This is a genomic window from Oceanobacter sp. 4_MG-2023 (assembly GCF_030689165.1).
Classification (GTDB): domain Bacteria; phylum Pseudomonadota; class Gammaproteobacteria; order Pseudomonadales; family Oceanobacteraceae; genus Oceanobacter.
In genome coordinates, this window is the sequence record NZ_JAUYVV010000008.1 from 101,002 (window position 1) to 118,730 (window position 17,729).

Annotated in this window: 18 protein-coding genes and 1 tRNA gene; 11 read left to right on the top strand and 8 right to left on the bottom strand. The window is 54.6% G+C overall.

The genetic code is table 11. From position 1 onward, the window contains the following. Positions 1 to 87: 87 nt before the first annotated feature. The 6 genes from pstC to Q8W24_RS08090 all read left to right on the top strand — a co-directional run bounded on the left by pstC (position 88) and on the right by Q8W24_RS08090 (position 5,281). The gene (gene pstC, locus Q8W24_RS08065; RefSeq protein WP_305474978.1) at positions 88 to 1,461 is read left to right on the top strand and encodes a phosphate ABC transporter permease subunit PstC; all 1,374 of its coding nucleotides are present in this window, start codon (positions 88 to 90) and stop codon (positions 1,459 to 1,461) included. Next, positions 1,454 to 2,731, top strand: a complete 1,278-nt coding sequence (gene pstA / locus Q8W24_RS08070) for a phosphate ABC transporter permease PstA (protein ID WP_305415456.1) — start codon at positions 1,454 to 1,456, stop codon at positions 2,729 to 2,731. The genes pstC and pstA overlap by 8 nt, the downstream gene beginning before the upstream one ends. 26 nt (positions 2,732 to 2,757) lie before the next feature. Then, entirely contained in the window at positions 2,758 to 3,561 is an 804-nt protein-coding gene (gene pstB / locus Q8W24_RS08075; RefSeq protein WP_303434503.1) for a phosphate ABC transporter ATP-binding protein PstB, read from the top strand. A 13-nt stretch (positions 3,562 to 3,574) separates the two neighbouring features. After that, entirely contained in the window at positions 3,575 to 4,336 is a 762-nt protein-coding gene (gene phoU / locus Q8W24_RS08080) for a phosphate signaling complex protein PhoU (protein ID WP_368501403.1), read from the top strand. Between the two features lie 105 nt (positions 4,337 to 4,441). Continuing rightward, a tRNA-Thr gene (locus Q8W24_RS08085) sits at positions 4,442 to 4,517 on the top strand. A 443-nt stretch (positions 4,518 to 4,960) separates the two neighbouring features. Next, positions 4,961 to 5,281 carry a DUF3392 family protein gene (locus Q8W24_RS08090; protein WP_305474979.1) on the top strand — a complete coding sequence of 107 codons (321 nt, stop codon included), beginning with the start codon at positions 4,961 to 4,963 and terminating at the stop codon, positions 5,279 to 5,281. A 739-nt stretch (positions 5,282 to 6,020) separates the two neighbouring features. On the opposite strand, the gene trmH is transcribed toward Q8W24_RS08090, so the two are convergent. After that, positions 6,021 to 6,728, bottom strand: coding sequence for a tRNA (guanosine(18)-2'-O)-methyltransferase TrmH (gene trmH / locus Q8W24_RS08095; protein WP_303434501.1), 708 nt, complete (start codon positions 6,726 to 6,728; stop codon positions 6,021 to 6,023). A gap of 74 nt (positions 6,729 to 6,802) precedes the next feature. Between trmH and cysZ the strand changes: the two genes are divergently transcribed. Further along, a complete protein-coding gene (gene cysZ / locus Q8W24_RS08100; RefSeq protein WP_305474981.1) occupies positions 6,803 to 7,522 on the top strand; it encodes a sulfate transporter CysZ in 720 nt (239 codons plus the stop codon). A gap of 1 nt (position 7,523) precedes the next feature. On the opposite strand, the gene phoR is transcribed toward cysZ, so the two are convergent. The 4 genes from phoR to Q8W24_RS08120 all read right to left on the bottom strand — a co-directional run bounded on the left by phoR (position 7,524) and on the right by Q8W24_RS08120 (position 11,130). Further along, positions 7,524 to 8,810, bottom strand: coding sequence for a phosphate regulon sensor histidine kinase PhoR (phoR, locus tag Q8W24_RS08105; RefSeq protein WP_305474983.1), 1,287 nt, complete (start codon positions 8,808 to 8,810; stop codon positions 7,524 to 7,526). 30 nt (positions 8,811 to 8,840) lie between these two features. Beyond that, positions 8,841 to 9,539 carry a phosphate regulon transcriptional regulator PhoB gene (gene phoB / locus Q8W24_RS08110; RefSeq protein ID WP_303434498.1) on the bottom strand — a complete coding sequence of 233 codons (699 nt, stop codon included), beginning with the start codon at positions 9,537 to 9,539 and terminating at the stop codon, positions 8,841 to 8,843. A gap of 107 nt (positions 9,540 to 9,646) precedes the next feature. After that, positions 9,647 to 10,543, bottom strand: coding sequence for a 4-hydroxybenzoate octaprenyltransferase (ubiA, locus tag Q8W24_RS08115; protein WP_303434497.1), 897 nt, complete (start codon positions 10,541 to 10,543; stop codon positions 9,647 to 9,649). Positions 10,544 to 10,545: 2 nt separating this feature from the next. Continuing rightward, on the bottom strand, positions 10,546 to 11,130 hold the full coding sequence (locus tag Q8W24_RS08120) for a chorismate lyase (protein WP_305474984.1): 585 nt from the start codon (positions 11,128 to 11,130) through the stop codon (positions 10,546 to 10,548). Between the two features lie 149 nt (positions 11,131 to 11,279). Between Q8W24_RS08120 and Q8W24_RS08125 the strand changes: the two genes are divergently transcribed. The 4 genes from Q8W24_RS08125 to Q8W24_RS08140 all read left to right on the top strand — a co-directional run bounded on the left by Q8W24_RS08125 (position 11,280) and on the right by Q8W24_RS08140 (position 12,858). Continuing rightward, positions 11,280 to 11,444, top strand: coding sequence for a rubredoxin (locus tag Q8W24_RS08125; protein WP_303434495.1), 165 nt, complete (start codon positions 11,280 to 11,282; stop codon positions 11,442 to 11,444). A gap of 3 nt (positions 11,445 to 11,447) precedes the next feature. Then, complete coding sequence (locus Q8W24_RS08130) at positions 11,448 to 11,834, top strand: hypothetical protein (RefSeq protein WP_305474986.1); 387 nt, start codon at positions 11,448 to 11,450, stop codon at positions 11,832 to 11,834. A gap of 160 nt (positions 11,835 to 11,994) precedes the next feature. Continuing rightward, positions 11,995 to 12,267 carry an HU family DNA-binding protein gene (locus tag Q8W24_RS08135; RefSeq protein ID WP_303434493.1) on the top strand — a complete coding sequence of 91 codons (273 nt, stop codon included), beginning with the start codon at positions 11,995 to 11,997 and terminating at the stop codon, positions 12,265 to 12,267. A 6-nt stretch (positions 12,268 to 12,273) separates the two neighbouring features. Next, positions 12,274 to 12,858: a DUF1415 domain-containing protein gene (locus Q8W24_RS08140; protein ID WP_305415448.1), complete on the top strand. Its 585-nt coding sequence runs from the start codon at positions 12,274 to 12,276 to the stop codon at positions 12,856 to 12,858. Positions 12,859 to 12,895: 37 nt separating this feature from the next. Here the strand turns inward: Q8W24_RS08140 and Q8W24_RS08145 are convergent, their stop codons facing one another. From Q8W24_RS08145 to Q8W24_RS08155, 3 genes are all read right to left on the bottom strand, one after another. Beyond that, positions 12,896 to 14,191 (bottom strand): aminoacyl-tRNA deacylase and HDOD domain-containing protein, encoded by a 1,296-nt coding sequence (locus Q8W24_RS08145; protein WP_305474988.1) that lies wholly within the window; start codon positions 14,189 to 14,191, stop codon positions 12,896 to 12,898. A 427-nt stretch (positions 14,192 to 14,618) separates the two neighbouring features. Continuing rightward, positions 14,619 to 16,697, bottom strand: a complete 2,079-nt coding sequence (recG, locus tag Q8W24_RS08150; protein WP_305474989.1) for an ATP-dependent DNA helicase RecG — start codon at positions 16,695 to 16,697, stop codon at positions 14,619 to 14,621. A 12-nt stretch (positions 16,698 to 16,709) separates the two neighbouring features. After that, positions 16,710 to 17,606, bottom strand: coding sequence for a hydrogen peroxide-inducible genes activator (locus Q8W24_RS08155; RefSeq protein WP_303434489.1), 897 nt, complete (start codon positions 17,604 to 17,606; stop codon positions 16,710 to 16,712). Positions 17,607 to 17,729 lie beyond the last annotated feature (123 nt).

Here is a 17,729-nt window from a genome sequence, read left to right on the forward strand (position 1 = left end):
GGGTGCTGCCCTGCTGCGTGTCACATGGATGTATTCTCCGGCCGGTAAACTCACCGGCTGTTTCTTGTTCTGTTCAGGCTAGTCATTATGACCTTCAGCATTTTGCTACTTGTCATCGCGGTATTATTTGTTATCGCATACGTGAGTGGTGCCCGCCGCGCGCGTTCTCTGGTCACTCCTGGTGTGACCCTGAATTCACTGCCTGGCCATTATGGTTCGCTGGTCGCCCTCTGGACCTGCTTGCCCCCGCTGTTGTTAATGCTGTGTTGGGGGGTGCTCGAAACCCCGGTGATCGATCGCTTGTTGGCGGCGCAGTTACCCGCAGAAGTACAGGCAGAAGGGGGCAATCGTATCAGTCTGGCACTGAGCAAGGTGCGTAACCTGGCCGGTGGTGCCAATGTACAAGCCGACCCGGAACTGGCTCCTGTGGTGCTGCATCTGAAAGACCTGCAGTCGCGTAACAGCATGCTGAGTACAACGCTGGTGCTGGCTCTGGCCCTGGCTGGTTTTGGCTTCGGCTTGCGGCGTCTCGCTCCTGCGTTACGGGCTCGTAATGAAGTGGAAAGCATTGTCAAAGTGCTGCTGTTCTGCAGCTCGGGTGTCGCGGTACTGACAACTGTCGGTATTCTGAGCAGTGTGTTGTATGAAGCCTGGATGTTTTTTGGCCGGGTGCCCGTGTTTGACTTCCTGTTTGGTACTACCTGGTCGCCACAGGTCGCCTTGCGCGCTGACCAGTCTGGCTCCTCTGGCAGTTTTGGGGCGGTACCGCTGTTTGCCGGTACCCTGATGATTTCCATGATTGCCATGTTTATCGCGGTTCCGATCGGCCTGATGTCGGCCATTTATTTGTCGGAATATGCCACCCCTCGGGTGCGTAGCTATGCCAAGCCTGCACTCGAAGTGCTGGCGGGCATTCCAACCGTTGTGTACGGCTTTTTTGCGGCCCTGACTGTTGCCCCGATACTGAAAAGCCTGGGGGCTGATGTTGGCCTCGAGGTATCGTCTGAAAGTGCGTTGGCTGCTGGTCTGGTCATGGGGGTGATGATCATCCCGTTTGTCTCATCCCTGTCGGATGACGTAATCAATGCTGTACCACAAGCCTTGCGTGATGGCAGTTACGGGCTGGGAGCGACCCAGAGCGAGACCATTCGGCAAGTGGTTATCCCGGCTGCATTACCCGGTATTGTGGGGGCCGTTATGCTGGCGGTTTCCCGGGCGATTGGTGAAACCATGATTGTCGCCATGGCGGCGGGTCTGGCAGCCAACCTGACAGCCAACCCGCTCGACAGTGTGACCACCGTGACTGTGCAGATTGTGACCTTGCTGGTGGGAGACCAGGAGTTTGATTCCTCCAAAACACTGGCTGCCTTTGCATTGGGACTGGTGTTGTTCCTGGTGACTCTGATTCTTAACTACGTGGCGCTGAAAGTGGTACAGAAGTACCGGGAGCAATATGACTGATCAACTCACAACGACTCGCTCCAAAGTAGAACAGGGCATGGCGCGTCGTCGCCGTGCCGAAGGGCGATTCCGCTTGTATGGCGTGTTATCCGTCGGATTTGGCCTGTTATGCCTGGTGGTGCTGTTTGGCAATATTCTGTCTCAGGGCAGTTCGGCTTTCCGGCAAACCGTGTTGCAAGCAGAGATCCTGCTCGATCAGGAGTATCTGGGACTGAATAACCAGTCGCCGGTTAATGAGCTGCGTAATGGCAATTACGAGGGCCTGATCAAACAGTATCTGAGAAACACGGCTGAGGTTTCCAGTCGCAGCGAGCGCCGGGCGTTGTACGGCCTCGTCAGCGTCGGTGCCCATTGGCAGTTGCAGGATGCGGTATTGGCCAACCCGGATTTGTTGGGTAGTACATTAAGCATTGAACTGATCATGGACGATAACGTGGATCAGTGGTTCAAGCATGAGCGGGACGAGGGCGGTGCCGGACGGTTGAATGAATTACAGCTGGGCTGGCTCGAACAATGGGTGGCGGAAGGGCGCTTGAAGAGCCGTTTCAGTACTACCTTCTTTACCAATGGTGATTCAAGGGAGCCTGAGCTGGCGGGTGTTCATGGTGCCATTATGGGTACGTTGCTGACCCTGATGGTGACCTTCCTGTTGTCGTTCCCGATCGGGGTTGCGGCAGCGATCTATCTGGAAGAGTTTGCACCTAAAAATCGCATCACAGAAATTGTTGAAATCAACATCAACAACCTGGCGGCAGTGCCCAGTATTACGTTTGGTTTGCTGGGCCTGGCGATCTTTATCAATATTTTTGGGGTCTCCCGTTCCACCCCTTTGATTGGTGGCCTGGTGCTGACCCTGATGACCTTGCCGACCATTATTATTTCCGGTCGCGCGGCGATCAAGTCGGTACCGCCTTCCATACGGGAAGCTGCTTTTGGTCTCGGTGCCTCAAAAATGCAGGTGGTTTTTCACCACGTCTTGCCTCTGGCAATGCCGGGTATGCTGACGGGAACCATTATTGGTATGGCACAGGCTCTGGGTGAAACCGCACCGCTCCTGATGATCGGGATGATCGCCTTTGTGGTGGATGTGCCCGGATTTATTACTGATCCATCGACGGTTTTGCCGGTTCAAATCTTTCTCTGGTCTGACAGCCCGGAGCAGGCTTTCACCGAGCGTACATCAGGAGCCATTATTGTATTGCTGACCTTCCTGATTATGATGAACACTGTCGCTGTCTGGCTGCGTCGTCGTCTTGAGCGACGCTGGTAAACGCTAAACTATTCGGATTCCTTGTTATGAGTATTATCGAAAACCACCAAACCGACGGCGAACCGTTTTGCGACTCACCCAAGCTGAAGGCGCGTGGTGTTGGCGTTTTTTATGGGGACAAACAGGCGATTTTTGACGTCAGCCTGGATATTGGTGCCAATGAAGTCATTGCCCTGATTGGCCCATCCGGCTGCGGTAAGTCGACCTTTCTGCGTTGCTTGAATCGCATGAATGATACGATTGATATCTGTCGCATTACTGGCGAGATCCTGCTGGATGATGAAGACATTTATGCCCCCAAGATCGATGTTGTGCCGCTGCGGGCGCGGGTCGGTATGGTGTTCCAGAAGCCCAACCCGTTTCCAAAAACCATCTTTGATAACGTTGCCTACGGGCCACGTATTCACGGGCTGGTGAACCACCGCCATGAACTGGAAGAAATCGTGGAGCAAAGTTTGCGTCGCGCTGGGTTGTGGTCTGAAGTAAAAGACCGGCTGGATGCACCGGGCACCGGCCTGTCGGGTGGCCAACAACAGCGATTGTGTATTGCCCGCACGATTGCTGTTGATCCGGAAGTAATCCTGATGGATGAACCTTGTTCTGCACTGGATCCGATTGCAACTGCTAGAATTGAAGAGTTGATTGACGAGTTGCGCGATAACTACACCATCGCTATCGTTACCCACTCGATGCAGCAGGCTGCTCGGGTATCCCAGCGTACGGCGTATTTTCACCTGGGTCAGCTGATAGAAGTAAACCCGACTGACCTCGTGTTTACCAAACCCCAACATGCGTTGACCGAGGCTTATATTACAGGCCGTTTCGGCTAAAAGGAGAGCTCCAGTGGCAAACAAGGGCATACCGGTTGAAATGAATTTCAGCCAACACATATCCGGACAGTTCAACTCAGACCTCGAAGCCATTCGCAGTCAAATGATGGAAATGGGTGGCTTGGTTGAACGTCAGGTGGCTAATGCCATTGAAGCAATCACGACCGGTGATACCACCCCGGCTGATGACATTATTCGTCGTGAAGATGATGTTGACCGGATGGAAGTGGCTATCGACCAGGAGTGCACCCAGATTCTTGTACGTCGGCAGCCGGCCGCTTCTGATTTGCGTATGGTGTTGGCGGTTTCCCGTGTTGTGCGTGACCTGGAGCGTATCGGAGATGAAGCGACCAAAATTGCGGTTCACGCTCTGGAAGTGAGTGGCTCCACCAACGGCGGTTACTGCCAGCAATCGATACGTTACATGGGCACTGAAGTTGGCAAAATGATTTCAGGGGCGTTGAACGCCTTTGCCCGTAACGATGTGGATGGCGCACTGGATGTGGTGCGTAATGACAAACTGGTCGACCAGCAGTACTCCGCGGCGCTGCGGGAACTGATTACCTATATGATGGAAGACCCGCGATCTATCAGCCAGGCGATCAATATTCTCTGGATTCTGCGCGCCATTGAACGGATTGGCGACCATGCCCGTAATATCTCCGAACAGGTGATTTACGTGGTCAGTGGAGCCGATGTACGGCACAGCTCGATCTCCGAAATGGAAGAGCGAGCCCATAAAGACAAAGATGATTCGTCATCTACAGGAGCGTAACGCGTACTGGAGTGGAAATTTCACAGAAAGAGTGATTTTTCAGTATGTTAGGGGAAAAAGATATTGACGGATGCCAGCGGCATCTATAGTATTCCCGCCCACTTAGCCGGTATAGCTCAGTTGGTAGAGCAACTGACTTGTAATCAGTAGGTCCCGAGTTCGACTCTTGGTGCCGGCACCAGTAAAATGATTAAGGGCTTCCAGAGCAATCTGGAGGCCCTTTTTCTTTTCTGCTGGTACGCTTTAGTTCTGTTCTGGGTGCTTATTCCAGTTATCCCCAATCTTCATAAATCAAGCGCTGTGGCTTTTTGTCCGTGGTCTGTCGTGTAGCTTTTAGCTGCTCAACGGCATTGGCATGCCAAACCTGCGTTTCACAACGATGGTTAATGTGCCTCAGGGATTGATACTTCCCAAACCGTTTGTGGTGTATATCATCGCTCGTAGTAACTGATAGCGGCTCATACAATTATTCAGTCAACAGGCGTCACGCCATTCTCTGTGCTGCTGCAACTTGTCGGAAATTTTTCCGAATGTGAGCCTTGCCGGTACATACCATCCGTGATTTATGTAGGTTGTCGGGTGTGAGATCCATCGGGGTGGCGAAAGAGTGGGAGTGAGTGGTTGATGACGTTATTGGTGTCGGTATCCGGTTGGCTGCGGCCTTACAATGATGAAATCGCGCTGGCGATTATTGCCACGCTGCTGGTGGTCTTTGGTGACCGGATCAATTGGCTGGTGCGCAAGCTGGTCAGGCCGTATTGGGTGGGATTTCGGGTGCTGGCCTTTGTTGCTCTGTGTACCTTTGGCTATGGCACGTTGACGGTCTGGTTGGTGCCTGTTCTGGCGGGAGTACTGATAAGTCTGGCTGCGCCGGTTTATGTGGCGTCGATTGTTGGCAGCTTTGTGGTGTTGGGAATTCTGGCAGAGGGCTACCACAAGAAGTAGTTGTCCTGGCGGCTGTCAGGCTGTGGGACGTCTATCTGGGGTGGAGAAGGGGGGTTGGGTAAATTGGACGGCAGGTACATCCTGTACAAGCCGCCACAGCACCCTGGAACAATCCTGGTTCCGTATACATCATCCTTGCCACAATCCGTCGTGTTGGTCATCCCTGTGCTGTCCGTTGCTTACTGTCCATTTGCCTTCCTGGCAAGCCTCCTGGCCATCTTCCCTGGGCAATCCATTTGCCGTGCCGTCCTGGCAGGTCATCCACTGATGAATATCCTTGTACCTCATCCTGAGGCATGTCCTGACATTCCATTGTGTTGCTCGTCTGAGCCGTCCTGCTCCCTTATAACCCTTCCCTGGCGTGTTCCTGCGGTACGTCATGTACCGTGTCCCTTTCCTTTGCCGTCCTGGCTGCACTCCTGTGCCTTTCCTGTTACCACTTCATCCTGAAGTGGTTGCCATCCTGGCAATCTTCCGTTGATCTCCTGTCCGTGTGGTCACACTTTACCAAAAAAGCTGGTGGTCAGGATGGAGGCAGGACGGCGGTATGCTTGCAACAGAAATGAAATGAAAAATAAACTTCATACAAAACAACAGGTTGTGTTTTATGTAGCATGAAAGTGAACAGAAACGGGTAGTCCAGACTACGTATTTCCCACAGGCTTGTGAGATATCTCGCACAAGCAGGTGGGCGAATGTCTCTGGCAGAGGCATTGGGTATCAAAAGCGCGGGAGAGTATTAGCGGGCAATACCTTGGCTACGAGCGTTCACTTGTCGGGAAAATGCTTGCGGGTCGGCGATTTCACCGTCTTCGCGCAGTGCCGGATAGGGCAGGTCATGTTTTTGGCAGAGCTTGGCTGCGGAGGGCTGGCACCACTCAAACAGCAAGGTATTGAAGCGGTCGTCATCCAGATGGCGCTGCTCGAACAGGCCTGCCTGCTGGCGTTGACGTGCGGCCTCGCAGAGAATAATCGCGGCAGCCACGGAGACGTTGAAAGAATGCACCATGCCGAGCATGGGGATGATCAGGTGTTCGTCCGCCAGTTCGGAGGCGATGTCGCTGACGCCTTCTTTTTCGGTGCCCATCAGGATGGCGGTGGGTTGAGTGAAGTCATATTCCCGAAAGTCGATCGCTCTGTCTGTCAGATGAGCTGCGCAGACCTTGATACCGCGTTGCTGGTGCGTGCGGATGGCGGTTTCGATGTCGGCATGGGTGCTAACGCTGACCCAGCTCTCTGAGCCAGCTGCAGCGGCGCTGGTGACGGTATTAAGGCGGAAAGTGTCAGTTGGCCATACGCAGTGGATGTCTTGCACGCCAAAGGCGTCACAGGAGCGGGCAATGGCGGCCAGATTGTGCGATTTGTAAACTTCATCGGTAATGACCGACAGGTCTGGCTGGCGTCGGTTGAGGGTGTTGATCACACAACTCAGGCGTTCTGGCGTCATGTTCGGTTACGTCTCTCTGGCTCAAAACGGAGCGGCATTGTATAAAACCTTCCGGTTTTATGCACGGAACAGGTATGAAAGACAATTTATTGATAGGAGCCGGCTATTTGTGGCGTGGCTTTACACTACTGAATGAACCGGGAATACGCCGTTATGTCTGGTTGCCCATTCTGATTAATCTGCTGGTGTTGTCGTTTGGAACCTATTGGCTGATTGATGTCGTCAGCCAGTGGGATGGCTTTGATTCCAGCTGGATCAGTTGGCTGGCCTGGCTGGTGGTGCCTCTGTTGCTGTTACTGTCGACCTTGATCTCGGGGTATTTTTTCAGTGCGGTGTTGTTGCTGTTGGCGAGTCCGTTTTATGGCTTGCTGGCGGGCAAGATCGAGCAGCGTCTGGGGCATGAGGTCGAGGACGAATCCATTGCCGCGTTGATCCCGCGTACGGTGATACGGGAGCTGGTCAAGATGGGTTATTACCTGCCGCGTTATCTGTTGCTGCTGTTGTTGTCGTTTGTGCCGGGCGTCAACTTGCTGATGCCCTTCGTCTGGTTCTGGTTTGGCAGCTGGGTGATGGCGTTGCAATACAGTGATTATACTCTGGATAACCAGCAGCAGAATTTCCGCGACAGCCGAGAGCAGGTGGCTACCCAGCGCTGGACGGCCTGGGGATTTGGTGGGGCGGTGTCGGTGCTGATGGCAGTACCATTACTGAACTGTCTGGTGCCCCCGGCGGCGGTGATCGGGGCTACGCTGTGGCAATTGCAACGGCAGGCCGATCAGTCACGGGCCGGTTGATCTATTGGTCGGCCTCATCACGGTTGTCAGATAAGCAGGCTGCGGGGAAAACACAGGTGAATGTACTGCCCTTGCCTTCGATGCTGCTGATTTTCAGCTCGCCGTCATGGTGCAGCAAGACGTGTTTGACAATAGCCAGTCCCAGTCCGGTACCACCAGTGGCGATGCTGCGGCTGGGGTCGGCGCGATAGAAGCGCTCGGTCAGGCGGGGGATGTGATGCTGGGCAATACCGATGCCGTTATCCGAGACGCTGAAATGCCCTTTGCCGCCTTCGGTATACCAGCGCAGTGTGACGTCACCCCCTTCCGGGGTGTATTTGACGGCGTTGAATACCAGGTTGGAAAATGCACTGCGCAGCTCATTATAAAAGCCCATCATTTTTTGATCCTGATCGATGGTCAGGGTAATGGTGTGCTTGCTGCTGCTGAGTGATGCGGCATCGCGACGGATGGCTTCCAGCAGCGGCTGCAGCTCGATAGGCTGAGGCTGTTCCGTCTTGCCGGTTTCCAGCCGTGACAGCATCAGCAAATCCTTGAGCAGGTTTTCCATACGATGACTTTGTTCGCTCATTTGCTGCAGCATGCGGCCCCAGCGTGGTGGCAGCATCTCGGAGGCGGCTTGCATGGTTTCGACGTAACCGGCAATCACGGTCAGCGGTGTACGTAATTCATGGCTGACGTTGGCAACAAAATCCTTGCGCATTTCTTCCAGTTGTTTCAAACGGGTGATGTCATGAATCAGGATCAGGCGATCCTTGCGGCCAAACAGGGTGATATTGAACTGCAGGTAAATGCGCGGATTGATGGGCGATCGAATCGTGAGCGGTTCCTGATAATCGGCCTTGTCGAAGTAGGCCTTGAATTCTGGCGTGCGGATCAGGTTGGTGATGGGTTGGCCAATGTCTACCGGGTTGCGTAACCCCAGGTAGTTTTGTGCGGCCTGGTTCCAGAATTCCAGCGCGCCGCTGGCATCCACCATCAAGACAGAATCCTGCAGGGCCGCGGTTGAGTCCTGGATACGATTGATAATGGCCTGCAGGCGCTGCTGGTGTTTGATATTGCTTTGCTGCAAGCGCTGGTTCTCGGTAAAAATCGCTCCCCAGATGCCCAGTGTTCGCGGTAATACGGTGGTTTGCCCCTGATCCAGCCAGCGGTGCAGGCGGTACAGTTGCAGCCATTGCCAGGTGATATAGGCCCCCATCATCAAACACAATGCTTCCAGCGGCCGGTCAAAAAAGACGTAACCACAACCAACGGCCAGAATCAGCAAGTAGACAAGGCGGCGCAATTCTCTGCGCCAGACGGGGGACATCAAAATTCAGGAGGCTTTGGTCGAAAAGCGGTAGCCGGTGCCACGCACGGTTTGGATCAGTTGTTCGTGAGACTCACCGAGTGCTTTGCGCAGACGACGAATATGCACGTCAACGGTGCGCTCTTCAACGTACACATTACCACCCCAGACTTGATCGAGCAGCTGGGCTCGGGAGTAGGCCCGTTCCTGGTGGGTCATGAAAAACTGCAACAAACGATACTCCGTAGGGCCGATGTCAATCGGGTCGCCATGAGCGGTAACGCGATGGCAGACCGGGTCCAGCATCAGGCCGCTGACTTCAATGGGCTCTTCGATGCCTTGTGGGGTGGAACGGCGCAAGACGGCTTTCAGTCGTGCGACCAGTTCTCGAGGGGAAAACGGTTTGGTGATGTAGTCATCTGCCCCCGCTTCCAGCCCTTGTACTTTGTTATCTTCTTCGCCCTTGGCCGTCAGCATGATGATTGGCAACTCAGCGGTGCGGTCTTCACGCTTGAGGCGCCGGGCAAATTCGACGCCACTGGTGCCTGGCAGCATCCAGTCGAGTAAAATCATATCAGGCTTTCGATCGATAATCTGCGCATGTGCTTCCTGTACATTGGCAGCCTCAAGGCATTCATACCCGGCCATTTCCAGGGCCACGGCGATCATTTCCCGGATAGGGGCTTCATCGTCCACAATAAGAACGGTCTTGCCAGCTTTGGTCATAAGGCTCGTCACGCAAATGTCACAATAGGAATAATGCGGAGGTATTACACTGACCTAGTGTTACAAGCATGTGACACTGTTGGCATTGGCGTCAAGCCTGACACCAATTACGCGCTGGACAGGGCGTAGTGTGACAGGAGTCCGGCCCAGATCAGCGTGCCATACCAATGGGCTGCCAGAAACACTTTCATGCAGGCTTCCCGGCGGCGACTGCGGATAGACCATAATTGCCAGACCAGATACCCTCCGGCGACGCACCAGGCCAGATAAAACGGCCAGCTTGCTTCCAGCTGATTGCCCGTCAGTAACAGACAAAAATGCGCCATTCCGTAAAGAATGGCGATCATGGTGACATCCAGGTCGCCAAACAGGATCGCCGTGCTTTTGACACCAATCAGCAGATCATCGTCGCGGTCGACCATGGCGTAAATTGTGTCGTAACCGACCGTCCAGCAAACATTGGCAATAAACAATAACCAGCAGACAGCGGTCAGCTCATTGGCCTGTGCGGCAAAGGCCATTGGAATCGCCCAGGAAAATGCAGCACCGAGAAACACCTGTGGCAAATGGGTATGGCGTTTCATAAAGGGATAAAGTGCTGCCAGAGCGACCCCGCCGAGGGATAACCAGATGGTCAGGGCATTGGTCAACAGCACCAGCGCCAGACTGATCAGGCACAGCACAATAAAGCCGGATAATGCTTCGCGGTCAGAGATACGTCCTTGAGTCAGGGGACGGTCCTGGGTGCGTTTGACATGGCGGTCGATATGGCGGTCGGCGTAGTCGTTAATAACACAACCGGCCGACCGCATAAGAAATACGCCCAGAGTAAAAATCACCAGATTGGCAATGGAGGGAATGCCCTCGGCTGCAATCCACAGCGCCCACAAGGTCGGCCAGAGCAGCAGATAAGAGCCAATCGGCCGGTTCAGGCGTGTCAGCTGCACCCACTGATACCAGTTGGGCCAGAGTTTGTTGAGTGAGGCGGACAGAGGTGATTGCATAATCAACGCCTTGTGTCGTCTGACAAAGGAAAGGAGGCGGATACCAGCAAGGACGAGAAGGCTTCCGTTACCAGCAGTGGTGCACCATGAATTGTAAATACCGAACGCCTGGCCCAGCCAAACGGGTTGGGCTGGTTGACTGTTGACGCCCCTGTGCGGCTGAATTTCAGCGGTTGGCGGCGCAAACTGGGCTGGCGGAACAGATAGCTGCCAAGCGAGCGGTTACCAAGATGGCGAATCTGTTGTCCTACCCGTGCAAGGCTGGTCAACGGAATGGCAGTGCGGGCTCGCACCAGTTCCGTTTGTCCCAGGCACAAGGAAACCTCGCGTACCCAAACGGGTTGGCGTCCGTGCAGCTTCAGGTCTGCCTGTTCGGTTGGTAAAGCCGGGCCGCAATATTGTCGGATAACCTTGACCGAAAATGTGCTTGGGTCCAGTGCCTGCAAACGCTTGGTCAGTGACCCGGCGTCATTGAGCCAGTGACGCCACTCGCGGGGAATGCTCGCCGGTGTTACACAAAAGCGCCCGCTCCAGCGTGGTGTTGTGGCCAGAAGTTGCGCATGGTATCTGGGTATAGTGCTTTTCATGGCGGCGCAGCATGCGTCAAATCGCATTTAGTGGCAAGAGGATTGCTCTGTCCATTGATTTTATGCGGGTTGGACAGTAGCTTAGGCGGCCGAAGTATCGAGTCGGCTGATGCAACATCGGCTCCAGCCGTTATTATGACAGGTGTGACATGAAAAAATGGCAGTGCGTGGTGTGCGGCTGGATCTACGATGAAGCCGAAGGCGCACCAGAAGAAGGTATCCCGGCAGGAACCCCTTGGGAGGACGTGCCAGCAGACTTTACCTGCCCGGATTGCGGTGTCGGTAAAGATGATTTTGAAATGATAGAGATTTGACCATTGATTCCGACCTGCTGTCCCCCAACGGTAACCCCTGCCGATGCCCGCTGGGCATTGATTGTTGTTGCCGATGCGGTTGCCGAAGCGAGCACCGCCGCTGGCTACCAACGGGTGCACGACTACTGTCAACGCCATGGACCCGCGTCGGTGCTCTTGATTTGTGCCAATGATGGCCAGCAAGAACAGTCCAGCGCAGCGGATATGGCGGAGCGTCTGGGAATCGTGGTGCTGAACAACACCCCGGTGACCAGGATCGACCATTCTGGCCGCTGCCTTGAGACGCCGCTGGGGCGATTTGACTTCGAAACACTGATTGTCGCGCCTGCTCATCTGGCGGATAACGTTGATACCGAGCAAGCCTTGTGTGACCACAAACGCCAGCCATAACGGTATTCGTTAGCAGCCGCCGTCGTATACAAAGTACTAATATGAATAGTGCTGTCGGTAGCCACTGCGCTGACGGTAACAGATAACCGATATTCCTGAGCCTGCGAAGCAGGCCGTACAACCAGGCGTTATGCCTAACTTATCGAGAGGATTCATCTCCATGCGTAAACCAGAACTGGCGGCCGCCATTGCTGAAAAAACAGACCTGAGCAAAGAAAAAGCAACAGAAATCATCACCGTTGTCACCGATCGTATTGCCCAGGCACTTTCCGAAGGCGAGAACGTCAGCCTGATTGGCTTTGGTACCTTTGAAGTACGTCAGCGTGCTGAACGTCAGGGCAAAAACCCGCAAACAGGGGAAGCCATCACCATTGCGGCAGCCAAGGTACCCGCTTTCAAACCCGGTAAAGCCCTGAAAGATTCGGTGCAGTAAGCCGATATGATGGATGCCGCAACGCTGACCCGGCACTGGGTGGAAACATTGGTTGTCGGCGAGGGGTTATGCCCTTTTGCTGCGCCAGTGATGCCAGCACTGCGGATCGATATTTGTGAGCATCCTGACCTTGATCAGGCCACGGCCGAGTTTATGGATTTACTCACCGAAGTGGCCAGGGCAGACAGCGAGACATTGCCAACGGCATTGTTTGTTGTGCCTGGGCTGGTCAAGGAATTTGATGAGTACTGGAACTGGAGTCTGATTTGCGAACAGTTACTGGTACAAATGGGTTACGAAGGCTTGCTACAGTTAGCGACCTTTCACCCTAACTATTGTTTTGATGGTGAGCCGCTGGATGATCCGGGCAACTTCACCAACCGTTCTCCCTTCCCCATGCTGCACATTATCCGCGAGGCGCATATAGAGCAGGCGCTGGCCTCGGTTCCCTTTCCTGAACGTATTCCCGAACGCAACCAGAAGCACCTGCGACGCCTGGGTATTGCCGGTGTGCTGGCGTTGATGCCAGAGCTGGCAAACACGGAAGTATTGTCTGATCAGCCGTCAGCGCAGGGCTGGCGGCCGAAATAACCACCGGGATTTGCCTGGCAAATCCGATTGCCGCCGATCAGGCTGACAGTACGGAAGACTGGCCCATTGATTCCCTGGCTCGCTGGATCACCGTTTCCGTGGCGTCGCGTACCGTCTCTTTGTCAAGACCCAGAGCCTGGAGGATTTTGGTATCCAGTGCTTCTTTCGGGCCATCGCCGTAACCATGAGCGCGTAAACTACGAGTGGTGATATTCAGCAGTCGGGCGTAATGGGCGTGGGCGCCGTTGTAGCGTGAATTATGTTGCTGCCGCAGGGCTGTGACGACCTCATCCGGGAGATGCCACTGATCGATCAGGCAGGCGGCAATCTGTTCACGTGTCAGAGCCAGTACATGACGTTCGATGCAAGAACGGTTGATATGTGGATTGGCTTCAATATAGCGATTGATCAGCGCCAGTTGATGTGGAAAGACATGAGCCAGCAATAAAAAACCGAAGTTGTGCAGTAACCCGGCCAGATTGGCCAGACTGCAGTCCAGCTGCTTGTCTTCTGGACAGCGTCGGGAAAGCTCACTGGCCAGCTCGGCTCCCATGGCTGCTTGTTGCCAGAACGGGGTATAGCCTCTGGGGCCTTCGTGGGGCATATCAATATGACGTCCCAGTGCCAGATGCGAGACCAGTTCAACCCCGAGTACGTGCAGGATGGTCTCTTTGATGGTTGGCTCGGTATCTTTGGATTGATAACAGGGAGAGTGCTTCCAGTTAAGGATTATCTCGTTGATAGCGGGGTTTTGCTGAAGCGTGTGCGCCAGGCTCTCGAGGTTGGCATCCGGGTCGATTCGCAGCTCAATAATACGCCGTACGGTCTCTGGTAACGGTGGCAGGTCGAGAGTGTCCTGCAAGCGTGGTTGAACGCGCAGCAAAGTAAACTGTTGTATTGCGGTGTTGATATCCTCCATGTCCTCGCTGGCTGTTGCGTGGAATGGGTCCTCTTTGGGTGGGGCCGAATAATGCCCCAGCTGCGAGTGGGCGATCAGTGCCCGTACCTGCTCGGCTGGTAGTTGCAATAACGTGTCGTTGGTATCAGAGGGAATATACAGGGAGTTGTTTTCGAGTAACGAGTGATCCACCAGGGTTTCGATCTGGGTCAGCTGTGGTGGAGCCGGAAAATTATCCAATCCCAGTGTGTACTTGAGAGATTGCATCTCATCGGGCAAGAGTGCGGTGCAGCATTGTCGCCCCAGTTGATGTGCCAGCTGTTTCAGGTCCAACAGGCGATTGGCCGGGATCAGCACCTGTATCTTGCTATAGCTATCTTTAAGGAAGATAACGCTGGCCAGATTGCCGGATGGCATGGCACTTTTACTGATCATGGTCGGTCACCTGTAATGTCGTCTCGGGTGGCTTGTACGGAGAGGCCTTGTGCCTTGTGAGCAAGCGGCAAAATTGCCGCGGCCAATCAGTGTGGGTACATACAATATAGATCAGATGAGCGTATTTACTTGGGCTGGATCAGTAACCGCTGATATGTGCCCGCTGGAGCATAAAAAAAGACAATGGCGTGGTACTTAGGGAATCATATTTGAATCAATAAGGGGTAGGTATGGCCCATGAGATGTATTTTTTCAATCTTTATTGATACGACCATTGGATAACTTTGGACAGTTTTGTTAATTGGGTCTCATTTTTGATATGTTTCTGAACAGAATTGATTGGTTGGTATGCTACAGGGTACATCTATTTAATCCTGCACGGCGGCAACCCGCGCCCAGAGTGAGCATCGGACTAAACAGATGTCCCCTACACGGCAGCATAACGCTCGGCATCGCCCAGCCATCGGAGAATCAGGGGCTCGACCCGTTGCGGGTGCTGGTGCCAAAGCTGAGTCGCCATCTCTCGTACCTGGGGTAATAATTCGGCATCACGTTGCAGGTCGGCGACGCGCAGCATTTGCAAGCCGGTCTGGCGCGTGCCAAGCACTTCCCCCGGGCCTCGCAGCATCAGGTCTTGTTCGGCAATATAAAAACCATCCTGGCTTTCTCGCATCACGTGCAGGCGTTGCTTGCTGGTGAACGAGAGTGGCGCCTTGTACAGCAGGACACAGTGACTGGCGACAGAGCCACGGCCAACCCGGCCTCGTAACTGGTGCAGTTGTGCCAGCCCCAGACGTTCCGGGTTTTCAATTACCATCAGACTGGCATTCGGTACATCGACACCGACCTCAATCACCGTTGTCGAGACCAGCAGATCCAGCTGGTGGGCTTTGAAAGCCGCCATAACGGCGGCTTTTTCGGCAGCTTTCATGCGGCCATGCACCAGCCCGATACGTAAATGCGGCAGTTGTGCCGCCAGGTCTTCGGCGGTGTTTTCAGCGGCCTGACATTGCAGCGCCTCACTTTCTTCAATCAGGGTACAGACCCAGTAGGCCTGGGCCTGCTCACGACAGGCATGATCGACTCGCTGAATCACTTCTTCGCGGCGCTGGTCGGATACCACGACGGTGGTAATCGGGCTGCGCCCTGGTGGCAGTTCGTCAATGATGGAGGTATCCAGATCGGCGTAGGCACTCATGGCCAGGGTACGGGGAATGGGAGTGGCAGTCATGATCAACTGGTGTGGTGACAAGCCATCGAGATTCCCCTTGTCTTTCAGTGCCAGGCGCTGGTGGACACCAAAGCGATGCTGCTCATCAACAATCACCAGTGCCAGACGATGAAAATGCACTTCTTCCTGAAACAGCGCGTGCGTACCAACAATCAGCTGGGCCTGGCCAGCGGCAATCGCTTCCAGAGCGGCAACACGTGCCTTGCCCTTGGTTTTTCCGGCCAGCCAGCCACACGGGATACCCAGTGGTTCGAACCAGTCACTCAAGTTCTGGAAATGCTGTTCGGCAAGAATTTCTGTCGGTGCCATCAGGGCGACCTGGAATCCGGCTTCCAGCACGTGGCAGGCTGCCAGCGCCGCTACCAGGGTCTTGCCGGAGCCAACGTCGCCTTGCACCAGCCGTAACATGGGTAATGGCCGGGCCAGATCGGTGATGATCTCGTTGGTTACCCGTTGCTGGGCCGCGGTTGGGGTAAAAGGCAGCTGTGCAAGCAATGCCTGATGGAGGGTCCGGGTTCCCTGAATGGCAGGTGCTCCAGGCTGCTGTGCACTGGCACGCAGGCGTTGCATCGACAGTTGGTGTGCCAACAGCTCTTCCAGAATCAGGCGCTGCTGCGCCGGGTGGTGTGCGTTTGCCATTTCTGCCAGTTCGACTTCCCGGGGAGGGCGGTGCAAAAACAGCAAGGCTTGCTTCAGGGAAGGCAGCCCCCATTGTTGCAGCCAGTCGAGTGGCAACAGGTCATCCAGAGGAATTTCGTTCGCGGCCAGTCGTTCCAGCGCCTGATCCATCAACAGCCGCAGGCGCTGCTGGCTGATGCCTTCGGTGGTTGGGTAAACGGGAGTCAGTTGCGGCTCGGGCAGGTCGTCCAGGCCGTTGTCGAGCAGTTGATACTCCGGGTGATAGAGCTCCAGACCACTGGCTCCACGCCGGGCTTCGCCGTAACAACGTACCAGCGCCCCACGACGAAACTGGTTTTTCTGGGCAGCACTGAAGTGATAAAAACGAATGCTGAGTACGCCGCTGTGGTCAGCAATCTTGACCAGCAAGCTGCGGCGTTTGCCAAACAAGACATCGGCTGAACGCACTTCCCCCTGTACCACGGCAGGTTGTTGATGCTGCAGGTTGCCAATCATCTGGATACGACTGCGATCTTCGTAGCGAAATGGCAAGTGGAACACCAGATCAGCCAGCGAGTGAATATTCAGCCGCTGCAGCTGCTCGCGCAGTTTTGGACCAACGCCTCTAAGCCGGGTCAGATCAAGCTGTTTGTCCATGACGAGACGGGCCTAGCCAATACGGCATTGACGGGCAGTATCCAGTAGCAAGTCGACAGCTTGCCCGCGGGGGAAGCTGGCGCGCCAGGCCAAGGCAACGGTACGGAATGGCTGTGGATTGGTAAACGGGCGAGTGATTACCAGAGTCAGGTCGAGATTGTTAACGGCACTTTCGGGCAATACGGTAATGCCCAGTCCGGAGGCGACCATATGTTTCAGGGTTTCCAGCGAGCTGCCTTCCAGTACGCTGCCCAGGCGGGTGTGGTGCTTGTGGCTCAACACCGGGCAATATTCGAACACCTGGTCGCGAAAGCAATGGCCTTCCCCCAGCATCAGCAGGTCTTCGTCCGCCAGTTGTTCCGGGGCGATGGTCTGTTGGGATTTCCATGGGTGATTCTTGGGTAACACGACCACAAAATTTTCATCATAGAGCGACCGGGTCAGTACATCCGGTTCGTTAAAAGGCAGCGCCACAATAATGGCGTCGAGATCTCCGTCGCGGAGTTGGCGACGTAATACACCGGTGTAGTTTTCTTCCAGGTACAGCGGCATGGTCGGGGCACGCTGGTGAATCTGTGGTACCAGATGAGGAAACAAATATGGCCCAATGGTGAAAATAGCTCCCAGTTTCAGCGGCGAGCTGAGTTGGTCCTTGCCTGAACTGGCCAGTTCCCGAATGGTACGGGCTTCTTCTAACACCCGTTGTGCCTGGGCCACGATACGTTCACCGATCGGTGTGATCGAAACTGCACTTTTGCTACGCTCGAAAATGGCAATATCCAGTTCACCTTCCAGCTTTTTGATGGCGACACTGAGAGTGGGCTGGCTGACAAAACATTTCTCGGCAGCGCGGCCGAAGTGCTTCTCCTGGGCGAGCGTCACAATGTACTTGAGTTCGGTCAGGGTCATAATTGGCTGCCTTCATGGCTATTTTGAGTTTGATTTAGTCTACCTATGGAGTGGGCGGAGTAAAAGCCTGAACGACGGGTCATTTTTCCACCGCTAGCGAGCTGGCTATTGATCTCAGTACGG

Excerpts from the sequence above, each read along its gene's own strand:
- ubiA (WP_303434497.1), bottom strand. The coding sequence starts at position 10,543 with ATGCAATCACCTCTGTCCGCCTCACTCAACAAACTCTGGCCCAACTGG.
- Q8W24_RS08120 (WP_305474984.1), bottom strand. The coding sequence starts at position 11,130 with ATGAAAAGCACTATACCCAGATACCATGCGCAACTTCTGGCCACAACA.
- Q8W24_RS08140 (WP_305415448.1), top strand. The coding sequence starts at position 12,274 with ATGATGGATGCCGCAACGCTGACCCGGCACTGGGTGGAAACATTGGTT.
- phoB (WP_303434498.1), bottom strand. The coding sequence starts at position 9,539 with ATGACCAAAGCTGGCAAGACCGTTCTTATTGTGGACGATGAAGCCCCT.
- trmH (WP_303434501.1), bottom strand. The coding sequence starts at position 6,728 with ATGACGCCAGAACGCCTGAGTTGTGTGATCAACACCCTCAACCGACGC.
- pstB (WP_303434503.1), top strand. The coding sequence starts at position 2,758 with ATGAGTATTATCGAAAACCACCAAACCGACGGCGAACCGTTTTGCGAC.
- pstA (WP_305415456.1), top strand. The coding sequence starts at position 1,454 with ATGACTGATCAACTCACAACGACTCGCTCCAAAGTAGAACAGGGCATG.
- Q8W24_RS08145 (WP_305474988.1), bottom strand. The coding sequence starts at position 14,191 with ATGATCAGTAAAAGTGCCATGCCATCCGGCAATCTGGCCAGCGTTATC.
- pstC (WP_305474978.1), top strand. The coding sequence starts at position 88 with ATGACCTTCAGCATTTTGCTACTTGTCATCGCGGTATTATTTGTTATC.
- Q8W24_RS08135 (WP_303434493.1), top strand. The coding sequence starts at position 11,995 with ATGCGTAAACCAGAACTGGCGGCCGCCATTGCTGAAAAAACAGACCTG.
- cysZ (WP_305474981.1), top strand. The coding sequence starts at position 6,803 with ATGAAAGACAATTTATTGATAGGAGCCGGCTATTTGTGGCGTGGCTTT.
- recG (WP_305474989.1), bottom strand. The coding sequence starts at position 16,697 with ATGGACAAACAGCTTGATCTGACCCGGCTTAGAGGCGTTGGTCCAAAA.
- Q8W24_RS08090 (WP_305474979.1), top strand. The coding sequence starts at position 4,961 with ATGACGTTATTGGTGTCGGTATCCGGTTGGCTGCGGCCTTACAATGAT.
- Q8W24_RS08155 (WP_303434489.1), bottom strand. The coding sequence starts at position 17,606 with ATGACCCTGACCGAACTCAAGTACATTGTGACGCTCGCCCAGGAGAAG.
- Q8W24_RS08125 (WP_303434495.1), top strand. The coding sequence starts at position 11,280 with ATGAAAAAATGGCAGTGCGTGGTGTGCGGCTGGATCTACGATGAAGCC.